Consider the following 20,494-nt stretch of genomic DNA (forward strand, 5'->3'; position numbering starts at 1 on the left):
CCTGAAAACTGAATCCGAAACGAATCTGCGTGATCGAAATTTGGATAAGCCCTCGACCGATTAGTATTGGTCAGCTCCATGCATTGCTGCACTTCCACCTCCAACCTATCTACCTCGTCGTCTTCAAGGGGTCTTACATGTTGGGAAATCTCATCTTGAGGGGGGCTTCACGCTTAGATGCTTTCAGCGCTTATCCCGTCCGTACGTAGCTACTCAGCCATGCTCCTGGCGGAACAACTGATGCACCAGCGGTACGTCCATCCCGGTCCTCTCGTACTAAGGACAGCTCCTCTCAAATTTCCTGCGCCCACGACAGATAGGGACCGAACTGTCTCACGACGTTCTGAACCCAGCTCGCGTACCGCTTTAATGGGCGAACAGCCCAACCCTTGGGACCTACTTCAGCCCCAGGATGCGATGAGCCGACATCGAGGTGCCAAACCTCCCCGTCGATGTGGACTCTTGGGGGAGATAAGCCTGTTATCCCCAGGGTAGCTTTTATCCGTTGAGCGATGGCCCTTCCATGCGGTACCACCGGATCACTAAGTCCGACTTTCGTCCCTGCTCGACTTGTAGGTCTCGCAGTCAAGCTCCCTTATGCCTTTGCACTCTGCGAATGATTTCCAACCATTCTGAGGGAACCTTTGAACGCCTCCGTTACTCTTTAGGAGGCGACCGCCCCAGTCAAACTGCCCGCCTGACACGGTCCCCGTACCGGGTTACGGTACTAGGTTAGAACCTAGATACGATCAGGGTGGTATCCCAACGGCGCCTCCACAGAAGCTTGCGCTCCTGCTTCAACGGCTCCCACCTATCCTGTACAGATCGTACCCAAATTCAATATCAAGCTGCAGTAAAGCTCCATGGGGTCTTTCCGTCTTGTCGCGGGTAACCTGCATCTTCACAGGTATTAAAATTTCACCGGATCTCTCGTTGAGACAGCGCCCAAGTCGTTACGCCATTCGTGCGGGTCAGAATTTACCTGACAAGGAATTTCGCTACCTTAGGACCGTTATAGTTACGGCCGCCGTTTACTGGGGCTTCGGTTCACAGCTTCGGATTGCTCCTAACCGCTCCCCTTAACCTTCCAGCACCGGGCAGGCGTCAGCCCGTATACTTCGCCTTACGGCTTCGCACAGACCTGTGTTTTTGCTAAACAGTCGCTTGGGCCTTTTCACTGCGGCCCCCTCGGGCTATTCACCCTACCGAGGCACCCCTTCTCCCGAAGTTACGGGGTCATTTTGCCGAGTTCCTTAACGAGAGTTCTTCCGCGCGCCTTAGAATTCTCTTCTCGCCTACCTGTGTCGGTTTGCGGTACGGGCACCTTCTCCTGACTAGAGGCTTTTCTTGGCAGTGTGAGATCATGACCTTCGCTACTGTAATTTTCGCTCCCCATCACAGCCCAGCCTTCACGGTGTGCGGATTTGCCTGCACACCAGCCTCACTGCTTAGACGGACATCCATCAGTCCGCGTCACTACCCTCCTGCGTCACCCCATCGCTCATAGCGGATTACGGTGGTACAGTAATTTCAAACTGTTGTCCTTCGACTACGCCTGTCGGCCTCGCCTTAGGTCCCGACTTACCCTGAGCGGACGAGCCTTCCTCAGGAAACCTTGGGCTTTCGGCGGATCAGATTCTCACTGATCTTTTCGTTACTCATACCGGCATTCTCACTTGTGTAGTGTCCAGCGCTCCTTACGGTACACCTTCAACCCCTACACAACGCTCCCCTACCCCAGATACAAAGTATCTAGCCATAGCTTCGGTGGTGTGTTTAGCCCCGTTACATTTTCGGCGCAGAGTCACTCGACCAGTGAGCTATTACGCACTCTTTCAATGGTGGCTGCTTCTAAGCCAACATCCTGGTTGTCTGTGCAACTCCACATCCTTTCCCACTTAACACACACTTGGGGACCTTAGCTGATGGTCTGGGCTGTTTCCCTTTTGACAATGGATCTTAGCACTCACTGTCTGACTCCCGGCAAGAAGTAAATGGCATTCGGAGTTTGACTGAGCTTGGTAACCCTTGCGGGCCCCGCACCCAATCAGTGCTCTACCTCCACCACTCCATTCACCGAGGCTAGCCCTAAAGCTATTTCGGGGAGAACCAGCTATCTCCGAGTTCGATTGGAATTTCTCCGCTACCCCCACCTCATCCCCGCATTTTTCAACATGCGTGGGTTCGGGCCTCCAGTGCGTGTTACCGCACCTTCACCCTGGACAGGGGTAGATCACACGGTTTCGGGTCTACGTCCACATACTTAGTCGCCCTATTCAGACTCGCTTTCGCTGCGGCTCCGGCTTCTCACCTTAACCTTGCATGTTAAACGTAACTCGCCGGTTCATTCTACAAAAGGCACGCCATCATCCATAAAGAGGACTCTGACTTTTTGTAAGCACACGGTTTCAGGTTCTATTTCACTCCCCTTCCGGGGTGCTTTTCACCTTTCCCTCACGGTACTGTTTCACTATCGGTCGCCAGGTAGTATTTAGCCTTAGCAGATGGTCCTGCTGGATTCATACGGGGTTTCACGTGCCCCGCACTACTCGGGATCCGTCTCGGAGAGAATACCATTTCGGCTACAGGGCTTTTACCTCTATCGCGGGCCTTTCCAGACCTCTTCGCCTACCCTATTCCTTTGTAACTCCATGTGAGACGTCCCACAACCCCAAGAGGCAAGCCCCTTGGTTTAGGCTGTTCCGCGTTCGCTCGCCGCTACTGACGGAATCACTATTGTTTTCTCTTCCTCAGGGTACTTAGATGTTTCAGTTCCCCTGGTCTGCCTCTGCGTATCCTATGTATTCAGATACGAGTAACTGCGAATTACCACAGCTGGGTTTCCCCATTCGGACACCCCCGGATCAAAGCTTGCTTACAGCTCCCCGAGGCAGTTTCGTTGTTCGCCACGTCCTTCGTCGGCTCCTGGCGCCTAGGCATCCTCCGTGTGCTCTTAGTAGCTTAACCAATGTGTTTTCCGTTAGGAAAATCACTTAGCATCACTAAAATATTGAAACTTGTTTACACAAGTTCAGCTTAAAGGAATGTTCTAAAACGCAAATTCGTTTCGGTATCCAGTTTTCAAGGATCAAGATGCTGTTATTATGAAACATTCACGACTGTGATGTTCGGAATAACAGACAATGTGCATATACTTTTGTAAAGAAGTTTTGGTGGAGCCAAGCGGGATCGAACCGCTGACCTCCTGCTTGCAAGGCAGGCGCTCTCCCAGCTGAGCTATGGCCCCATATAATACCCCAAAAAGTGAGGTGCAGCTTCGAGGTTAATTCCGATTACTTTTCGGGGACCCCGGTACTTGCTATTCAATTCCAAATTGTTATATGGTGGGCCTTGGTGGACTCGAACCACCGACCTCACCCTTATCAGAGGTGCGCTCTAACCAACTGAGCTAAAAGCCCATATAACAAAACTTACAGTAGTGAAGCAATCAATGAATTGATTGTTCGCTTGGCGGCGTCCTACTCTCCCAGGACCCTTCGGTCCAAGTACCATCGGCGCTGGAGGGCTTAACGGTCGTGTTCGGGATGGGTACGTGTGGAACCCCTCCGCTATCGCCACCAAACGCATACGAAAGAGACTTGCTCTTTCAAAACTGAACACGAGTGAGTGTCCGAACCCGAAGGTTCTATTGTGGAAGCTGAGCTTCCGATTTGAATGTTTCCGTTGCAGGAAACGATTCTCCATAGAAAGGAGGTGATCCAGCCGCACCTTCCGATACGGCTACCTTGTTACGACTTCACCCCAATCATCTACCCCACCTTCGGCGGCTGGCTCCCTTGCGGGTTACCCCACCGACTTCGGGTGTTGTAAACTCTCGTGGTGTGACGGGCGGTGTGTACAAGACCCGGGAACGTATTCACCGCGGCATGCTGATCCGCGATTACTAGCAATTCCGACTTCATGCAGGCGAGTTGCAGCCTGCAATCCGAACTGAGACCGGCTTTGCTGGGATTGGCTCCACCTCGCGGCTTCGCTTCCCGTTGTACCGGCCATTGTAGTACGTGTGTAGCCCAGGTCATAAGGGGCATGATGATTTGACGTCATCCCCACCTTCCTCCGGTTTGTCACCGGCAGTCACTCTAGAGTGCCCAGCTCAACCTGCTGGCAACTAAAGTCAAGGGTTGCGCTCGTTGCGGGACTTAACCCAACATCTCACGACACGAGCTGACGACAACCATGCACCACCTGTCTCAACTTTCCCCGAAGGGCACCTGATGCATCTCTGCTTCGTTAGTTGGATGTCAAGACCTGGTAAGGTTCTTCGCGTTGCTTCGAATTAAACCACATACTCCACTGCTTGTGCGGGTCCCCGTCAATTCCTTTGAGTTTCAGTCTTGCGACCGTACTCCCCAGGCGGAGTGCTTACTGTGTTAACTTCGGCACCAAGGGTATCGAAACCCCTAACACCTAGCACTCATCGTTTACGGCGTGGACTACCAGGGTATCTAATCCTGTTTGCTCCCCACGCTTTCGCGCCTCAGCGTCAGTTACAGCCCAGAAAGTCGCCTTCGCCACTGGTGTTCCTCCACATATCTACGCATTTCACCGCTACACGTGGAATTCCACTTTCCTCTTCTGTACTCAAGTCACCCAGTTTCCAGTGCGACCTCAGGTTGAGCCCAAGGTTTAAACACCAGACTTAAATAACCGCCTGCGCGCGCTTTACGCCCAATAATTCCGGACAACGCTTGCCCCCTACGTATTACCGCGGCTGCTGGCACGTAGTTAGCCGGGGCTTTCTTCTCAGGTACCGTCACTCCGGCAGCAGTTACTCTACCGGACGTTCTTCCCTGGCAACAGAGCTTTACGATCCGAAAACCTTCATCACTCACGCGGCGTTGCTCCGTCAGGCTTGCGCCCATTGCGGAAGATTCCCTACTGCTGCCTCCCGTAGGAGTCTGGGCCGTGTCTCAGTCCCAGTGTGGCCGTTCACCCTCTCAGGTCGGCTACGCATCGTCGCCTTGGTGGGCCGTTACCCCACCAACTAGCTAATGCGCCGCAGGCCCATCCCCAAGCAGCAGATTGCTCCGCCTTTCATTCTCTCCTCAGGAGAAGAAAGAAATTATCCGGTATTAGCTACCGTTTCCGGTAGTTATCCCAGCCTTGAGGGCAGGTTGCCTACGTGTTACTCACCCGTCCGCCGCTAAGTCTGAAAGGAAGCAAGCTTCCTCTCAGACTCCGCTCGACTTGCATGTATTAGGCACGCCGCCAGCGTTCGTCCTGAGCCAGGATCAAACTCTCCAAATTGGTATTTAGAAAGAGCGATTGCTCATTTTGAAACATCTGACGAGAATTGTTACATTCTCTAATTTTGGATATCACCGAAGTGATCTCCCACTCACTCGTTGTTCAGTTTTCAAAGATCAATGTCTCATCTTTTGTCGTTGATGTTTGTCTCAGCAGCGACCTTTATAATATATCACAGCACCCTTGTTTCAGTCAAGCGTTTTTTTAATTTCTTTTTTCGCTTTAGCTTCCAGCAAGTGATCCGAAGATCTCCTGTCCAAAGGGCCGAGACTTAATGTATCATGAATCAGGAGCCTTCGTCAACCTCTAAAACAAAGTTAATTTTAAACCTAATAACAGCGCCACTCCCGGCAGCCCAAGAATGGTTACAGCACCTATGGTTGTAGGATTAAGCGGAATGTGCAAATCACTTACAACTCCTGAGAAATTAATGATATAAATTCCAAGCGCCGCCAATATAAGATGGGTTCCAAATACACTCAGCCAGGCCCACCCCAATCTTTTCCTAAATACAATCAGGACCAGCAGCGCTGCAGAAATAATCAGCACACCCATTGCAACAGTTCTTAGCATTGTTCTCCTCCTCGCTTACTCAGTCTGTTCATACTTGCAGTTGGCTCCGGTTAAGCCCCAGCCGCTTGGCATCCTTAAGATGTATCTGATATTTACGCTCAGCCGCCTCCAGGATATAGATCGCATAGTCAATCTGATCCTGGCCCAGAGCCTCATCAAACATCAGGTAAGCACGCTCCCACTCAGACTGCGCTTTGCGCACCTCCTGGTACACCGTGCCCCATTCCTCTTCCGTCTCCACCGCCTTTGCCTTATCCGCATTCCCGCTCAGCCACTTGGTACTCCACCATCCCATTGCAATCCCTCCTATGTTATATGAATAATTGCAGGTACAACCGCGGTGATTCACACCCGTTAATCTCATACATATCGGAATAGGGACAAACTTAGAACCGGGAGAGGGGTCTTAGCAGAACTTTTAGCAGCGTATCAGTGGTTCTTCCGAAATTAAAAAAGGAGCCCGAGGGCTCCCTACACTTATAATACAACAGCACAACACTCAGAACAGCTCACGACGGCCTTCCAGCGCCTTCGACAGGGTTACCTCGTCCGCATACTCAAGATCGCCGCCTACAGGCAAGCCATGGGCTATCCTGGTGATCTTGATCTCAAAGGGACGGACAAGACGCGAGATATACATGGCGGTGGCTTCCCCTTCAATGTTGGGGTTGGTCGCCATAATCAGCTCCTTCACCCGCTCATCGCTGAGTCTGGTCAGCAGCTCCTTCAGCCTTATATCGTCCGGCCCTATGCCTTCCATCGGCGAGATTGCACCCTGGAGCACATGATAATAGCCGTCAAATTCCTTGGTTCGTTCGATAGCCACCAGATCCTTCGAGTCCTGAACCACACAGATTACCGAGGCATCGCGGGTTTTGTCCTGACAGATCCGGCACGGGTCGGTATCCGTTATGTTACAGCAAACCGAGCAGTAATGAAGATTACGCTTGACGCTGACAAGGGCTTTGGCGAAATCAATCACCTCATCCTCCTTCATGTTAAGCACATGAAAGGCCAGCCGGGCAGCTGTCTTCGGGCCAATCCCGGGCAAACGTGTAAAAGCTTCTATCAGCTTGGCTAGCGGTTCTGGATAATACAAAGTATCGGTTCTCCTTTGGCAGGGAGTGGAGTAAGCCTAGAACAAGCCAGGAATCTTCATTCCGCCTGTGAATTTACCCATATCGTTGTTCGCCAACTCTTCTGCCTGGGTAAGAGCATCATTAACAGCAGTGATCACCAGATCCTGCAGCATTTCGATATCCTCCGGATCAACTACCTCCGGTTTGATCTGAATGGACAGCAATTTCTTGTGTCCGTTCACCTGAACGGTAACCACACCGCCGCCGGAAGAACCTTCAATTGTCTTGCTGCCCAGCTCTTCCTGGGCTTTGAGCATCTGCTCCTGCATCTTCTTAACCTGCTTCATCATTTGGTTCATATTATTCATACTTCATCTCTCCTTTGGGATGCGCACTTCTGCGCTGATAACTGAATCCTTATTCTTTTATGACAACAAGGTCTTCTCCAAAGAGCTGGATCGCCTCATCAATCCATGGTTCGGACTTGCCTTCGCCGCTCTCGTGCTCATGCTCCAGACGCAGCTCCTCTGTTCCGGCCGAAGCCGCAGATTTGGTCGCCGCTTCATTCCAGTCGCGCATCATCATAGTAACCAGCCGGTACGGCTTACCCAGCTTGGCATTCATTACATTCTCGATGACCTGACGGTTCGCAGGCTTCTCTGTGGTATCACGGTGAATGGTATTCTTGAAGGCAACCAGTACGGCATCTTCCATCACCGCCACCGGCTCACCGTCCACAAACCACGCATGTACCGTGACCTTCTCTTCCTTCACACCCTGAAGAACAAGACTCCACTGCTTGAAGACCATACTAAAATCAGGACTGTCCTTACCCGCAATAAACTTATCCAGCTGCGGAGGAAGCTTAGAGGCTGAGGATACGCGCGGAGCGCTTGGCGCGGCAGTACGCTGCGGTGCCTGCTCACGCCCGCCCCCGGCAACCCCGCCGGCTTGAATAGCCTGTTCCAGCTTCTTCTCCAGCGCGGCAATCTGCTGTCTGAGCTGATCCAGCTCGCCGGACTGTACCTGCGGAGAACCACTCACGGCTGCAGGTGCGGCCGAACTCGCTGCCGGATCGCCTGCAGACGGACCAGCATCCTGCAGACCGCTGCACAGCTTCATCAGCGCTACCTCGAATATAGTCTGCGGATGTGTAGCATACTTCATCTCTCCCAGATAACGGCTGAGCGTCTCCACAATCAGGAATAACCGGTCGCGGGTAAAGGCCTTAGCCATATCGCGGAAATCGGCCGGATTCAGCACGCGGTCAGTTAGCTGATCTGCTCCAGGCACCATCTTGATCATCAATAAGTCACGGAAATAATACAGAAGATTCTCCAGGCATTTATCTGCGCTCTTACCCTCATGCATCATCTGCTCCACAAGCTCCAGCAGCTGCCCCATGTCACTCTCAAGAATAGCGTTCGCCAGACGTGCGAACTGCTCGGAGGGGATGCCGCCTGTCATACCCAGCACCTGCTGATAGGTCACATTCCCGTCAGTGAAGGAAGAGATCTGATCCAGAATGCTAAGCGCATCCCGCATCCCGCCGTCAGACAGGCGGGCGATATACTGGAGAGCATCTGCATCTGCTGTAATGCCTTCCTTCCGGCAAATCTCAGTCAGGCGGCCCGTCTGTTCCTCCAGCGAGACCCGGCGGAAGTCAAACCGCTGGCAACGCGAGATGATCGTAGCCGGCAGCTTGTGCGGCTCGGTGGTCGCCAGTATAAACATCACATGCTGCGGAGGCTCTTCGAGCGTCTTCAGCAGGGCATTAAATGCCTCTGTTGTCAGCATATGCACTTCATCAATAATATACACTTTACGGCGTACTTCGGTAGGTGCATATTTCACCTTATCCCGCAGATCGCGAATCTCTTCAACGCCCCGGTTGGATGCCGCATCTATCTCCTGGACATCCATGATGTTGCCTGCTGTAATTCGCAGACAGGACGGGCACTCATTGCAGGGCTCAGGACCCGGCCCCCGCTCGCAATTGACTGCCTTGGCCAATACCTTGGCCGCACTCGTCTTACCGGTCCCCCGCGGTCCGCTGAACAGATAGGCATGCGAAACCCGTTGTTCACGGATCGCATTCTGCAGCGTCTGGATAATATGCTGCTGTCCTACCATATCTTGAAACGACTGCGGCCGCCAGGCACGGTACAGCGCGATATGTTCCACTATGCATTACCCTCTCTCAGGCTGCCGCTTTCCGGCATTTGTCGCTAATTTATTATACTATATTCCCAAGTCTTTGACCAAGCAGAAGCGACTCACCATCCGATAAGGAAGGATAACAGCCAGAGCGGGAATAATATCTTATTACCTAACATACCTAGAAAAACAAAAAGCGTCTTTGCTTGTAGCAAAGACGCTATCATCATCCTTATTTAAACCGTGCACCTGTTATTGATGGCTGCGATCCAAGCGGTAACCCTACAAAACTGCTCGGGCTAGGCCACCCTCCGGCACAAGAGCAAACTCGCTTATGGCTGCTTCCTTCCGGACCTGACCAGGTTCACAAGCACTCATTGCGGAGGACCCAACCGTCAACACAGCCCATAGGAACCAAGGCCTCACATCGACAGCACCTCTAACAGGAATTCAACCTCGCTACAGCGGATTGCGAGTTACAGGGCACCGCTACCTCCCCGTCTAGCACGGCGAAGATAAGTATAGCTTACGGACAGGCAAAAATCAACTATGCAATATTAGACTCCGTATTTCTTCTTGAATCTGTCCACACGTCCGCCGGCATCCAGGAACTTCTGCTTACCGGTGAAGAACGGGTGACAGCTTGAGCAAATTTCGACACGAAGCTCCTGTACTGTCGAACCGGCTTCAAAAGTGTTGCCGCAAGCGCAGGTTACCTTCGTTACATTGTACTTGGGTTGAATGGTTGTTTGCATATAAAATCTCACCTCTCACGCCCTAAGCCTCATGCGGGCCTAGAGTTATATGATTACGCAAGCTACATTCTAGCATGTGAAGCCCAGGCTCTGCAATAGGCCAGCCTCTCTTAAAAATTTAAGGCCTAAAGCTGTACTCTGCGTTGTTTGGCACGGGCTAACTCAGCAGGGGGAACATGGGTGAAGGAACCAATGACAACCTCCGGAAGCTCCTCACGGAAGATCTCCAGCATGGTCTTCATGCCAAGAATCTCGCCCCGTGCAGGAGGAATAAGCTCCAGATAGCTCTCCGGGTCAATATTGAGATTACGCATCTGAATGAGCTTAAGATCTGTACGTCTGACAAACTCCACCATCGCTTCAATCTCTTCCTCGCGGTCAGTAACCCCCGGGAAAATTAAATAGTTAATGGAGGTATATACGCCTTGTGAAGCAGCGTACTTCAGCGACTTCTCTACGTTAGCCAGCGTATACCCGCGAGGCTTGTAGTAGGCGTTATAATGGTCATCCAGCGCGCTGATGGTACTAACCCGCATCAGATCAAGACCGGCATCGACAATGCCGCGGATATGATCGCTTAAGCCGGCATTGGTGTTGATATTAATATAGCCCATATCGGTAATGGACCGGACTTCACGGATAGATTCAATAATCAGCTTCGCCTGCGTAGACGGCTCACCTTCACAGCCCTGTCCAAAGCTGACAATGGATTCCGGCGTCTTCAGGTGCTCCAGCATCACTTGCGATACTTCGTTCACGGCCGGACGGAAGTTCATCCGGGTCTGCGGGGACACAAACCCGCTGTCATCGGGCTGTTCAGAGATACAACCGAAGCAACCGGCGTTGCAGGAGTATGAGACCGGAACAGCGCCTTCCCAGCGGCCGAGGAAGGTGTTGGACGAGGTTAAGCATTCATATTCCAGCGCGCAGTTGGACAAGTGATTATACAGACGGTTCTCCGGGTACTTGGCAGTCAGTTCAACCACACCGGTCTTCACATCGTCCCGGTCGCAGTTAAGCGGATTCCATTGCTCCGGATCATCAGTAAGATCAGCCGCCACATAGAAACCGCCGTCCTTCCATACTACAGCGGAATATCCGAAGAGCGGAAGCTTGTAGGTCTTGTCTGTCTTGACGTAGCCGGGAAGGCACAGACGGGTGTATCCCTGCGGCAGCAAGGCTCCGACAGCCTGCGAACCTGCCGGCAGGGGCAGCATCTCACCGGTCTCCGGATTCATCCCAATCGCCCGCGTGCTCGGGAGCCCGACCAGCGTAGCCCCCTCAGGCAGCGGAACCAGCTCTTCCTCCAGTATCTCAACGATCATATCGCCACTGCGGGCCAGGCCATACAGCTCGGGATGATCATATACGTTTCCTTGTTCGTCAGCATATACCAAATACATGTTATTCTCCTCTTGTTATCTATTCTCAGGTAGTCGGCACAGTAGGCGCTTTGGGACGCGTGGTGCGGCGGGCGGACGAGCCGCTGTTCGAGGTACCGCCTTTGCTGGCCGTACCGCTTGCTGACGGGGAATCCTTGCCTCCAGCAGCATCGAAGGAGGCCAGGAATTCAGCATTCGTCTTGCTGTCACGCAGCTTCTTCAGGAATCCTTCTACGAAGTCATAGGATTCATTCATATTTTTACGGATCGACCAGATTGTATCCAGCTCTTCCTTGCTAAGCAATACTTCTTCACGGCGCGTACCCGAACGGCGGATATCAATTGCCGGGAAGATCCGGCGTTCAGCCAGCTTACGGTCCAGATGGAGCTCCATGTTCCCTGTACCCTTGAATTCCTCATAAATAATATCATCCATCCGTGATCCGGTATCAATCAGTGCGGTAGCAAGAATAGTTAAGCTGCCGCCCTCCTCAACGTTACGTGCGGAGCCGAAGAAACGCTTAGGACGATGGAACGCGGCAGGATCAATCCCTCCGCTAAGTGTGCGGCCGGAAGGCGGAACCACGAGATTATAGGCACGGGCAAGACGGGTAATGCTGTCCAGCAGAATGACAACATCCTTCTTGTGCTCTACGAGGCGCAGCGCACGCTGGAGTACAAGCTCTGCAACTTTGATATGATTCTCCGGCAGCTCGTCAAATGTCGAAGCCACTACCTCACCTTTAACCGAACGCTGCATATCTGTTACTTCCTCGGGACGTTCATCGATCAGCAGAACAAACAGTGCAATCTCGGGATTGTTAGTAGAGATACTGTTGGCAATTTCTTTGAGGAGGAGCGTCTTCCCTGCTTTGGGAGGTGCTACAATCAAACCGCGCTGCCCCAGACCTACAGGAGCAAGCAAATCCATGATACGGGTCGATAAATGGGTTGGGGATGTTTCGAGCGGCAGCTTATCTTGCGGATAAAGCGGCGTAAGCGCCGGAAAATGTAACCGTTCAGCTGCAGTTGCCGGGTTCTCGCCGTTGACGGCATTCACCTGCAAGAGCCCGAAATAGCGTTCGTTCTCTTTGGGCGTCCGGCATTTCCCGGAGACCAGGTCCCCGCTTCTAAGGTCAAACTTGCGGATCTGCGATGCGGAGATATAAATATCCTCTGCACTCGGCAAGTAGTTAATCGGCCGAAGAAAGCCATAGCCTTCCGGCAGGATCTCAAGCACGCCTTCCATAAACATTAAGCCGCTCTGCTCTGCCTGTGCTCTAAGAATAGCGAAGATTAACTCCCGCTTCTTAAGCGTTCCGTAATAAGGGATCTGGTATTTCTTGGCCAGCTTATACAGATCGGTAAGCTTCATTTCTTCCAGATCGGAAATTTGAAGATCCATGTGCTATAACCACCTATTCAATTTGTGTATGATGAGTTCTAAACTATGAGTCTATGAAAAAGCTTATTAGGATAGGATTACCCGAATTGGAAGGAGATATGCACTCAGTCAGCCAATTTCTGCTCTTGCCAATCCGGGTATTCTTCCTTATTCGTTCTCGCGCCAGACATCGGCTCCCAAACTGCGAAGATTACTTACGAGGTTGTCATAACCGCGGTCAATATACTCTACACCTGTCACTTCAGTGACACCTTCTTCAACAGTAAGACCGGCAATCACCAAGGCTGCGCCTGCGCGGAGATCAGCAGCCTTCACCTTGGCCGCATTCAGCGGACCGCCTTCAATGATTGCGGAACGTCCTTCTACACGAATCTTAGCGCCCATGCGGACCAATTCAGGAACATGCTTGAACCGGTTGCTGTAGACAAAATCGCTCAGGACGCTAACGCCTTCAGCCTGAGTCAGCATACTCGTCATTGGAGATTGCAGATCCGTTGCGAAACCGGGATAGATCAGTGCCTTAACATCCGCATGCTGGTACTTGGCCTTGCCGATCACCCGGATGCTCTCATCCAGTTCTTCTATGTCTACTCCCATTTCCAGCAGCTTGGCAGTGAGCGCCTCCAGATGCTTGGGAATCACGTTATCAATTAAGACATTGCCCCGCGTAGCCGCAGCGGCAATCATGTACGTTCCCGCCTGAATACGGTCAGGAATGATTGAATGGCGGCAGCCGTGCATTTCACTTACGCCTTCAATCCGGATCGTTTCGGTACCGGCGCCCTTAATAACAGCGCCCATGGAGTTGAGCAGGGTAGCTACATCTATAATCTCAGGCTCTTTAGCCGCATTTTCAATAATTGTAGAGCCTTTGGCACGGGAGGCCGCGAGCATAATGTTAATGGTGGCACCTACACTGGATACATCCAGATAGATCTTGGCACCGCGCAGTTCTTTGGCATACAGGTGAATCGAGCCATGGTCATTGGTAACAGTCGCACCAAGCGCCTCAAAGCCTTTGATATGCTGGTCAATCGGACGGGGCTCAAAATTACAGCCGCCGGGTAATCCAATGGTCGCTTCCTTAAACCGGCCCAAGAGTGCGCCCATCATATAATAAGAGGCCCGGAGCTTCTTCACCGGTCCGTTAGGCATGGGAATGGATACGATACGGGAGGGATTAATTCTCATTTGGCTGCCTGTCCAAGACACGCTCGCGCCAAGCTCCTCCAGAATTTCGGAGTAAACGGCAACATCACTAAGCGCAGGCAAATTATCCAGCACAACTTCAGACTCCGCCAAAATTGCTGCAGGAATAAGCGCAATGGCGCTATTCTTTGCTCCGCTGATGGTAACAACGCCCTCTAGCGGACGTCCGCCGCCAATCATTAATTTTTCCATAAATTTATCTGGTTCCCCCTACGTGTATTGCAGCATGTTGTGGCAATACCAGTTGTGGCTTAAGGTGACATAAGGACTGCTTGTGAATGGTGATTAGAAGAAGAAACGGCTGCGCCGTCCTTACCTGAAGGACGGCACCCGTTTCTGAGGAAAACGAAATAGCTTGTGCGGAAAAACGTTATGCGGCAGGGTAATACTTAGGCTTTGTTGTTGGATCCGAATTCGCGGATTTTGCCGATAACAGTCTGCTTGATAGCATCGCGGCCTGGTGCGATGAATGTACGCGGATCGTAAGCATCCGGCTTAGCAGCAAGAACTTCGCGGACAACCTTAGCGAACGCGATTTGGTTCTCGGTGTTAACGTTGATCTTGGAAGTACCCAGGGAGATGGACTTCTGAATGTCATGTACCGGGATACCAGTACCGCCGTGAAGTACCAGCGGAAGGTTAACTGCATCGCGGATTTCTTCCATTTCCTTGAATCCAAGATTTGGCTCGCCCAGGTAAGGACCGTGTACGGAACCCAGTGCAGGAGCCAGAGTGTCGATGCCTGTTTCTTTTACGATGCGTACGCATTCGTTAAGGTCAGCGTATTGGATGCCGCCGATAACGTCATCTTCCTGTCCGCCTACAGTACCAACTTCTGCTTCTACAGAAACACCTTTAGCGTGAGCATAGTCAACGACTTTTTTAGTCATTTCAATGTTCTCGTCGATTGGGTGGTGGGAGCCGTCGATCATTACGGAAGTGAAGCCGGCATCGATAGCATCTTTACATTTGTCAAAGCTTGAACCGTGGTCCAAGTGGATGGCTACAGGAACGGTGATTTTCATGTCATGAATAAGACCTTCAACCATCTTAACTACTGTGGTAAAGCCGCCCATGTGACGGGCTGCGCCTTCGGATACGCCAAGGATTACCGGTGACTTCTCTTCTTCTGCTGCACCAAGAATCGCTTGTGTCCACTCCAGGTTATTGATGTTGAACTGGCCAACTGCATATTTTCCTTCAAGTGCTTTGGTCAACATGTCTGTCATAGATACTAATGGCATGGTTTCAATCCTCCTAAAATATTGGGTTGCTTATATAAGCCGACATCACATACAGGCCTATTATAGCACATCCTGTGTTAAATACTAAATAGGATACACAAAAAAATGTCCCGGTGGGACGATATTCAGCCAACCCTTTATCGGCGGATCATTTTCTCTTTTAGCGTATCCATAACAGGATGTCCCCAAACTCTATTTTTCTAAGCTAGCTGCATTGGTCTACTGATTTGTTGTGCAGGTGCATATTGACGGCAACGCGCATCTCATCAATATCGAACGGCTTGGTAAAATGCATCAGGGCTCCCAGCTTGGTCGCTTCCTTAATCATGTCCAGTTCTCCGTAGGCCGTCATCATAATGACCTTGATCGCCGGATTAAGCTCCTTCAGATGCTTGAGAATCTCGAGTCCGTCCATCCCCGGAATTTTCATATCCAGCAAAACCATATCCGGCGATTCGTTCCTGACAATGTCCAGCGCCAATTTCCCGTTAGCTGCCTGAAAGGTGGCATAACCTTCACTATTGAATACTTCCATGAGAAGAATCCGGATTCCATTCTGATCGTCGACGATTAACACTTTCTTCTTTTCCATACGATACCCTCCCAGAGTTTAAGGCAGATTGTCCATACCGCGCCCTCTCAACAGCTAACGGCCCCGCTTCAACTTAGTCTATACGAAACCTATTATTCGTGCTTTGCAGCCAAAATCCTGCTAATTGGCTAAAATGCGTAAATCTATGCCATATAAAGGAGGAATTTCGGTGAAAAAGCGGGAATACAGTCCCCTTGCATTCCGGGAGCTATTGTGCAAAGGAGGTATTTTCAAAAAAGAAGCTCCCTTACCGGGAGCTCCCACAGGCCTGTCTGGCCTAATCATTCTATAGTTACATTTGCTCGGAATGTGTAAGCGAGGCTTTGACAAATTCACGGAACAGCGGCTGCGGACGGTTCGGACGGGAGGTGAATTCCGGGTGGAATTGCACGGACAGGAACCACGGGTGACCCGGCAGCTCGACAATCTCCACCAGACGTCCGTCAGGGGAGGTTCCGGAAATAACCAGACCTGCCTTCTCCATCTCATCACGGTAAGCATTGTTGAACTCATACCGGTGACGGTGACGCTCATAGACCAGCTCATCGTCATAGCAGGACATAGCCAGGGAATCCGGCAAAAGCTTGCAAGGATACAGGCCGAGGCGCATCGTGCCGCCCATATCTTCGACATCCTTCTGCTCTGGCAGAAGGTCAATCAGCGGATGCGGAGTCGCAGGATCAATCTCGGAGCTGTTCGCTCCTGCCAGTCCCAGCATAGAACGGCCGTACTCGATGACAGACACCTGCATGCCCAGGCAAATGCCGAAGAACGGAATGGACTGCTCCCGCGCATAGCGGATGGCCGAGATCTTACCCTCGATTCCCCGGTCGCCGAAGCCGCCTGGAACCAGAATGCCGCCGATACCGCCCAGCAGCTCGTCCACATTCTCATCGGTCACCAGCTCTGCATCGACCCACCGGAGCTTCACTTCGGCATTGGAGGCAAATCCGGCATGGGACAGCGATTCAACCACACTCAGATAAGCATCATGCAGCGCCACGTACTTGCCGACGATAGCAATCTCAACAGTACGCTCCAGCTTCTGAATCCGCTCCAGCATGCTCTCCCATTCACGCATATCCGGCGCAGGGGTAGTCAGCTTCAAGTGGTTGACGACAATCTCATCCAGACCTTCGTTGCGCAGATTCAGCGGCACCTCATACAACGTCGAGGCATCGCGGCATTCCACAACAGCGTTCGCATCGATATCACAGAACAGAGCCAGCTTGGCTTTCATATCGTCGGTAAGCGGATATTCGGTACGGCATACGATCACATTAGGCTGAATCCCGATGCTGCGCAGCTCCTTGACACTGTGCTGGGTCGGCTTTGTTTTCACTTCTCCGGCCGCTTTGATATAAGGGATCAGGGTCACGTGAATGTACATAACATTCTCCCGGCCAATGTCGCTCTTGATCTGACGGATAGCTTCCATGAACGGCAGACTCTCAATGTCGCCCACGGTGCCGCCGATTTCGGTAATGACTACATCGGAGCCGGTCTCACGGCCTGCACGGAATACACGTTCCTTGATTTCGTTCGTAATATGCGGGATAACCTGCACGGTTCCTCCCAAATATTCCCCGCGGCGTTCTTTGCTGATGACCGAGGAATAGATTTTGCCTGTGGTTACGTTGCTGTTCTTGGACAGGTTAATGTCAATAAAGCGCTCGTAATGCCCAAGGTCGAGGTCGGTCTCCGCGCCGTCATCGGTTACGAATACTTCCCCGTGCTGATAAGGACTCATTGTCCCCGGGTCCACGTTAATGTAAGGATCGAATTTCTGGATCGTTACCTTGAGACCTCTGTTCTTGAGCAGTCTGCCCAGCGAAGCAGCGGTAATGCCTTTGCCAAGGGAAGACACAACGCCACCCGTTACGAAAATATACTTTGTCACTGTAAAACCCTCCTAAATAAAGTCCAGAAATTCAGGGGACGCATGCCTCTTATCGTATCCCTTTTTTCCATCATCCAACCGGGGAACCCGAAAGTTGCTTCCACTCGCCAAAATTCAAGGCCGGCAGCCTGGAAATCGCGGAAAACCGCAGCTTCTTGGCATACAAATGAAGCGAAGCTTATTCCTTCTTATCTTGTAAAAAAACAAAAAAGTGACACCCGTAGACCCGGGGCACTTTTTATTTTAGAAAACAATATTAACTTTCATTATAAGCCCATGCAATAGTTTACTCTGAGCGTCCCGCCCCTGTCAAGGGAGGAATTGCGCCATTGCAAAGACTGTTCTAATATTTATCTTCGTCGTCCTCATCGTCGGCATCGTCTTCTTCGCCGTCTTCGGAATCTTCATCATCGGATTCGTCTTCGTCAATGTCGTCTTCATCGATGACCACATCTTCGTCAACTTCCTCTTCGCTGTCGTCGTCAGAATAGAGGTCGTCGCGATCTTCATCAATCGCATCGAAATCCTCTTCCTCAGCAGCATAATTCTCTTCTTCATCGGTAAAGTCGTCATCTTCCAGATCGTCGTCTTCATCGTTGATGATCCGCACACGCTTGGTGTTGCCGACAGGGTCATCGGAGCGTTCAAGCGGGTACCAGCGCTTCAGGCCCCACAGGTTGGTTCCGACACAGGCAAAACGTCCGTCAATATTAATCTCGGTATATAACTGGGCGATCGTATCTTGGCTCTCTTGATCGGTCAACCCGCGCAGCTTGGCAACCTCCACCATCAGATCACGGTAGTAATAAGGCGTATTGGCTGCCTTAAGCACCAGGAAGGCCAGGTCTACCATCGGCATTTCTTTTACTTTCTCAGGGTCCAGCTTTAAATTGAGTGGCGTACTCACTAAAGGACACTTCCTCTCACGCATTGTTCACATTAAATCATGCTTCGTTCATGATATCCATTAACAAAACTAAGTAAAACCTATTTGCGGGTAAATTGCAAGTCTATTGCAGCAAGATCGGGGAAACAGAATCCGCGGCCCTTCCGCAGGAAGAAGGCTTGTCCGCCTGGACTGGGCAATACATGGGATAGCATAGACGGACTTTTCATTGCAAAAAGGCGGAGGGGTTGCCCCTCCGCGCATGACTGTATCCACGCCAAGGATCGGCTCCTTACGGGATGTTGCAGGGCGCCTTGCGGTTCCCTCTGTTTATTTTATGTAAACTCCAGCCTTTTGACACGATGGGCAGCCCATTTCGTTAAAAAAGGGCAAGTTCCCATTCGGACGCCATCCCCCTTTCATACAATATGGCAGCACGGCACCGAGGAGGGGACGGCGTAACCTATGGATTATTACGGATTTTGGCAGATGCTGCTTGAAGAAATGAAGGCTGCCTCCAAAAGTGCACCACGGCACATTGTGACCTTCAACGATCCCCGCATGTATGCCGGCGCATTATCACAGTGGAAAGCTCTGAAGAGTAAGAAGCCCGGCCTGCGGCAGGTTCAGGTCTCTACGCTGATCCGGGCTTTCTTCGTGCCCGCCGCAGGAGCAGAGCGGCTGATGAACCGTTATGCGGACTCCCTCTGTATAGAAGAAGACCACCGGATTAAAGTCCACTCGCCCCTGGCGGACAAAAGCGGTTCCTCTCTGATGCCTTGGGGAATCAAAGCCATCCGCGCTCCGCAGGCCTGGTCCAGATCTACTGGCGTGCATGTGAAGATCGGCGTCATCGATACGGGCGTTGATTTCCGCCACCCTGATCTCAGGCATTCCCTGGCCTCCGGGGTCAATCTGCTGAACCGCGGCATGATGCCGCTGGATGACAACGGCCACGGCACGCATATTGCCGGCACCCTGGCGGCAGCCGGGGGCGCACGCAACATGATGGGCGTAGCCCCCCGGGCGCTGCTCTATCCGGTCAAAGCCTTCGACCACAACGGCTCCGCCTATGTGTCGGATATTGTCCTTGGCATCGATTGGTGCGTACAGAACAAAATCGATATCATTAATATGAGCTTCGGGATGAGGAACCGGAGCAAGGCCCTGCATGATGTGGTGATCAAGGCCTACCGGGCCGGGATCGCCATCATCGCCTCCTCCGGCAACGACGGCAAGCGCGGCGGGGATTACCCCGCGCGCTATCCGGAGACTATTGCCGTAGGCGCCCTTGACAGAAGGCAGCGCGTCGCAGCCTTCAGCAACCGCGGACCGTACATCGATGTGTACGGCCCGGGCGAGGGTATCCCCTCCTGCTGGCTGCGGGAGGGATACAAGGAAATGAGCGGCACCTCCATGGCGACCTCCCATGTCACCGGTGCCGCGGCCCTGCTGCTCGCGCTGCGGCCGGGGCTGTCGCCCCGCGAGCTGAAGCTGCTCTTGCGCCGCACAGCTTCGCCGGTGCGGCTGCGCAAGGGCCAGCGCCGCTCGTCGCTGGGCGGCGGCGCGGTCGATGCGCTGCGGCTGCTGCGCGTAGGCATCCGGGCCCGGCGCGGCAACGGCAGCGCCAGCAGCGCCGCAGGCGGCAGCGGAGCCGGTGGCAGCGGCGGCGCTAGCGGCGGAAGCAGCAGCGAGGCGAAGGCCGCGGCTATGGTGAAGGCTTAAGGGCCAGCGTAATCTCGGCGGCATGAGCGTAAGGCACGGTACCGGCTCCTTCAAACAAACAAATGGAATAATGTATCTTAATTCGCTACTTTTCGAGTAATAGAGGCAAGCAAGTGGATAATCGACATCTAATTTTGTTCGAATTCACTAAGGTGGGTAAAACGTACTGTAATAGGTGTAATTTATCCAACTGCTGTTGCCGCAGGGTTTATCCATTCATCAGCAGGTGGACAAAATCCACCTATCTCCGGTCAACCTGTTATGCCGCCTGTGCAAACGGCTTTGCTGTCCCTGTAAAGGACGGTACCGTTTCAGCGGG

14 protein-coding genes, 2 tRNA genes, 3 rRNA genes and 1 other RNA gene are annotated in these 20,494 nt (G+C 52.2%); 1 reads left to right on the forward strand and 19 read right to left on the reverse strand.

Features of this window, described 5'->3' with window-relative positions; translation table 11 throughout:
• Window positions 1-40 precede the first annotated feature (40 nt).
• The 19 genes from MKX63_RS03690 to rpoE form a co-directional block, all read right to left on the reverse strand.
• A 23S ribosomal RNA gene (locus tag MKX63_RS03690) occupies window positions 41-2,967 on the reverse strand.
• A 204-nt stretch (window positions 2,968-3,171) separates the two neighbouring features.
• Window positions 3,172-3,247 (reverse strand) — tRNA-Ala (locus MKX63_RS03695).
• 95 nt (window positions 3,248-3,342) lie between these two features.
• Window positions 3,343-3,419: transfer RNA gene (locus MKX63_RS03700), tRNA-Ile, on the reverse strand.
• Between the two features lie 47 nt (window positions 3,420-3,466).
• Window positions 3,467-3,583 (reverse strand): 5S ribosomal RNA (gene rrf / locus MKX63_RS03705).
• A 124-nt stretch (window positions 3,584-3,707) separates the two neighbouring features.
• Window positions 3,708-5,268 (reverse strand): 16S ribosomal RNA (locus tag MKX63_RS03710).
• The 16S, 23S and 5S rRNA genes sit together here with 2 tRNA genes alongside, the layout of an rRNA operon.
• 306 nt (window positions 5,269-5,574) lie before the next feature.
• Window positions 5,575-5,841, reverse strand: coding sequence for a pro-sigmaK processing inhibitor BofA family protein (locus MKX63_RS03715; protein WP_341015349.1), 267 nt, complete (start codon window positions 5,839-5,841; stop codon window positions 5,575-5,577).
• Window positions 5,842-5,869: 28 nt separating this feature from the next.
• On the reverse strand, window positions 5,870-6,136 hold the full coding sequence (locus MKX63_RS03720) for a DUF2508 family protein (RefSeq protein ID WP_341015350.1): 267 nt from the start codon (window positions 6,134-6,136) through the stop codon (window positions 5,870-5,872).
• Between the two features lie 204 nt (window positions 6,137-6,340).
• On the reverse strand, window positions 6,341-6,940 hold the full coding sequence (recR, locus tag MKX63_RS03725; protein WP_036698882.1) for a recombination mediator RecR: 600 nt from the start codon (window positions 6,938-6,940) through the stop codon (window positions 6,341-6,343).
• Window positions 6,941-6,976: 36 nt separating this feature from the next.
• Window positions 6,977-7,288, reverse strand: coding sequence for a YbaB/EbfC family nucleoid-associated protein (locus MKX63_RS03730; RefSeq protein ID WP_036698884.1), 312 nt, complete (start codon window positions 7,286-7,288; stop codon window positions 6,977-6,979).
• A 49-nt stretch (window positions 7,289-7,337) separates the two neighbouring features.
• The gene (gene dnaX / locus MKX63_RS03735) at window positions 7,338-9,104 is read right to left on the reverse strand and encodes a DNA polymerase III subunit gamma/tau (protein ID WP_341015352.1); all 1,767 of its coding nucleotides are present in this window, start codon (window positions 9,102-9,104) and stop codon (window positions 7,338-7,340) included.
• Window positions 9,105-9,318: 214 nt separating this feature from the next.
• Window positions 9,319-9,587: signal recognition particle sRNA large type (ffs, locus tag MKX63_RS03740), an RNA gene on the reverse strand.
• A 47-nt stretch (window positions 9,588-9,634) separates the two neighbouring features.
• Window positions 9,635-9,832: a 50S ribosomal protein L31 gene (rpmE, locus tag MKX63_RS03745; protein WP_036724459.1), complete on the reverse strand. Its 198-nt coding sequence runs from the start codon at window positions 9,830-9,832 to the stop codon at window positions 9,635-9,637.
• A 125-nt stretch (window positions 9,833-9,957) separates the two neighbouring features.
• Window positions 9,958-11,235, reverse strand: a complete 1,278-nt coding sequence (locus MKX63_RS03750; protein ID WP_341015354.1) for a radical SAM protein — start codon at window positions 11,233-11,235, stop codon at window positions 9,958-9,960.
• A gap of 25 nt (window positions 11,236-11,260) precedes the next feature.
• Window positions 11,261-12,619 (reverse strand): transcription termination factor Rho, encoded by a 1,359-nt coding sequence (gene rho / locus MKX63_RS03755; RefSeq protein WP_341015357.1) that lies wholly within the window; start codon window positions 12,617-12,619, stop codon window positions 11,261-11,263.
• Window positions 12,620-12,766: 147 nt separating this feature from the next.
• The gene (locus tag MKX63_RS03760; protein WP_341015358.1) at window positions 12,767-14,020 is read right to left on the reverse strand and encodes a UDP-N-acetylglucosamine 1-carboxyvinyltransferase; all 1,254 of its coding nucleotides are present in this window, start codon (window positions 14,018-14,020) and stop codon (window positions 12,767-12,769) included.
• A 197-nt stretch (window positions 14,021-14,217) separates the two neighbouring features.
• Window positions 14,218-15,072 (reverse strand): class II fructose-1,6-bisphosphate aldolase, encoded by an 855-nt coding sequence (gene fba, locus MKX63_RS03765; protein WP_341015360.1) that lies wholly within the window; start codon window positions 15,070-15,072, stop codon window positions 14,218-14,220.
• A 205-nt stretch (window positions 15,073-15,277) separates the two neighbouring features.
• Entirely contained in the window at window positions 15,278-15,664 is a 387-nt protein-coding gene (locus MKX63_RS03770; RefSeq protein ID WP_036698896.1) for a response regulator, read from the reverse strand.
• A gap of 292 nt (window positions 15,665-15,956) precedes the next feature.
• Window positions 15,957-17,564 carry a CTP synthase gene (locus MKX63_RS03775; RefSeq protein ID WP_341015361.1) on the reverse strand — a complete coding sequence of 536 codons (1,608 nt, stop codon included), beginning with the start codon at window positions 17,562-17,564 and terminating at the stop codon, window positions 15,957-15,959.
• A 343-nt stretch (window positions 17,565-17,907) separates the two neighbouring features.
• A complete protein-coding gene (gene rpoE, locus MKX63_RS03780; RefSeq protein ID WP_341015362.1) occupies window positions 17,908-18,471 on the reverse strand; it encodes a DNA-directed RNA polymerase subunit delta in 564 nt (187 codons plus the stop codon).
• A 444-nt stretch (window positions 18,472-18,915) separates the two neighbouring features.
• Between rpoE and MKX63_RS03785 the strand changes: the two genes are divergently transcribed.
• A complete protein-coding gene (locus MKX63_RS03785) occupies window positions 18,916-20,175 on the forward strand; it encodes a S8 family peptidase (RefSeq protein WP_341015364.1) in 1,260 nt (419 codons plus the stop codon).
• Window positions 20,176-20,494 lie beyond the last annotated feature (319 nt).

The organism is Paenibacillus sp. FSL R7-0179 (genome assembly GCF_038002265.1).
Taxonomy (GTDB): Bacteria; Bacillota; Bacilli; order Paenibacillales; family Paenibacillaceae; genus Paenibacillus_AQ.

Excerpts from the sequence above, each read along its gene's own strand:
- rpmE (WP_036724459.1), bottom strand. The coding sequence starts at position 9,832 with ATGCAAACAACCATTCAACCCAAGTACAATGTAACGAAGGTAACCTGC.
- MKX63_RS03715 (WP_341015349.1), bottom strand. The coding sequence starts at position 5,841 with ATGCTAAGAACTGTTGCAATGGGTGTGCTGATTATTTCTGCAGCGCTG.
- MKX63_RS03720 (WP_341015350.1), bottom strand. The coding sequence starts at position 6,136 with ATGGGATGGTGGAGTACCAAGTGGCTGAGCGGGAATGCGGATAAGGCA.
- MKX63_RS03760 (WP_341015358.1), bottom strand. The coding sequence starts at position 14,020 with ATGGAAAAATTAATGATTGGCGGCGGACGTCCGCTAGAGGGCGTTGTT.
- MKX63_RS03730 (WP_036698884.1), bottom strand. The coding sequence starts at position 7,288 with ATGAATAATATGAACCAAATGATGAAGCAGGTTAAGAAGATGCAGGAG.
- fba (WP_341015360.1), bottom strand. The coding sequence starts at position 15,072 with ATGCCATTAGTATCTATGACAGACATGTTGACCAAAGCACTTGAAGGA.
- MKX63_RS03785 (WP_341015364.1), top strand. The coding sequence starts at position 18,916 with ATGGATTATTACGGATTTTGGCAGATGCTGCTTGAAGAAATGAAGGCT.
- MKX63_RS03750 (WP_341015354.1), bottom strand. The coding sequence starts at position 11,235 with ATGTATTTGGTATATGCTGACGAACAAGGAAACGTATATGATCATCCC.
- MKX63_RS03770 (WP_036698896.1), bottom strand. The coding sequence starts at position 15,664 with ATGGAAAAGAAGAAAGTGTTAATCGTCGACGATCAGAATGGAATCCGG.
- rho (WP_341015357.1), bottom strand. The coding sequence starts at position 12,619 with ATGGATCTTCAAATTTCCGATCTGGAAGAAATGAAGCTTACCGATCTG.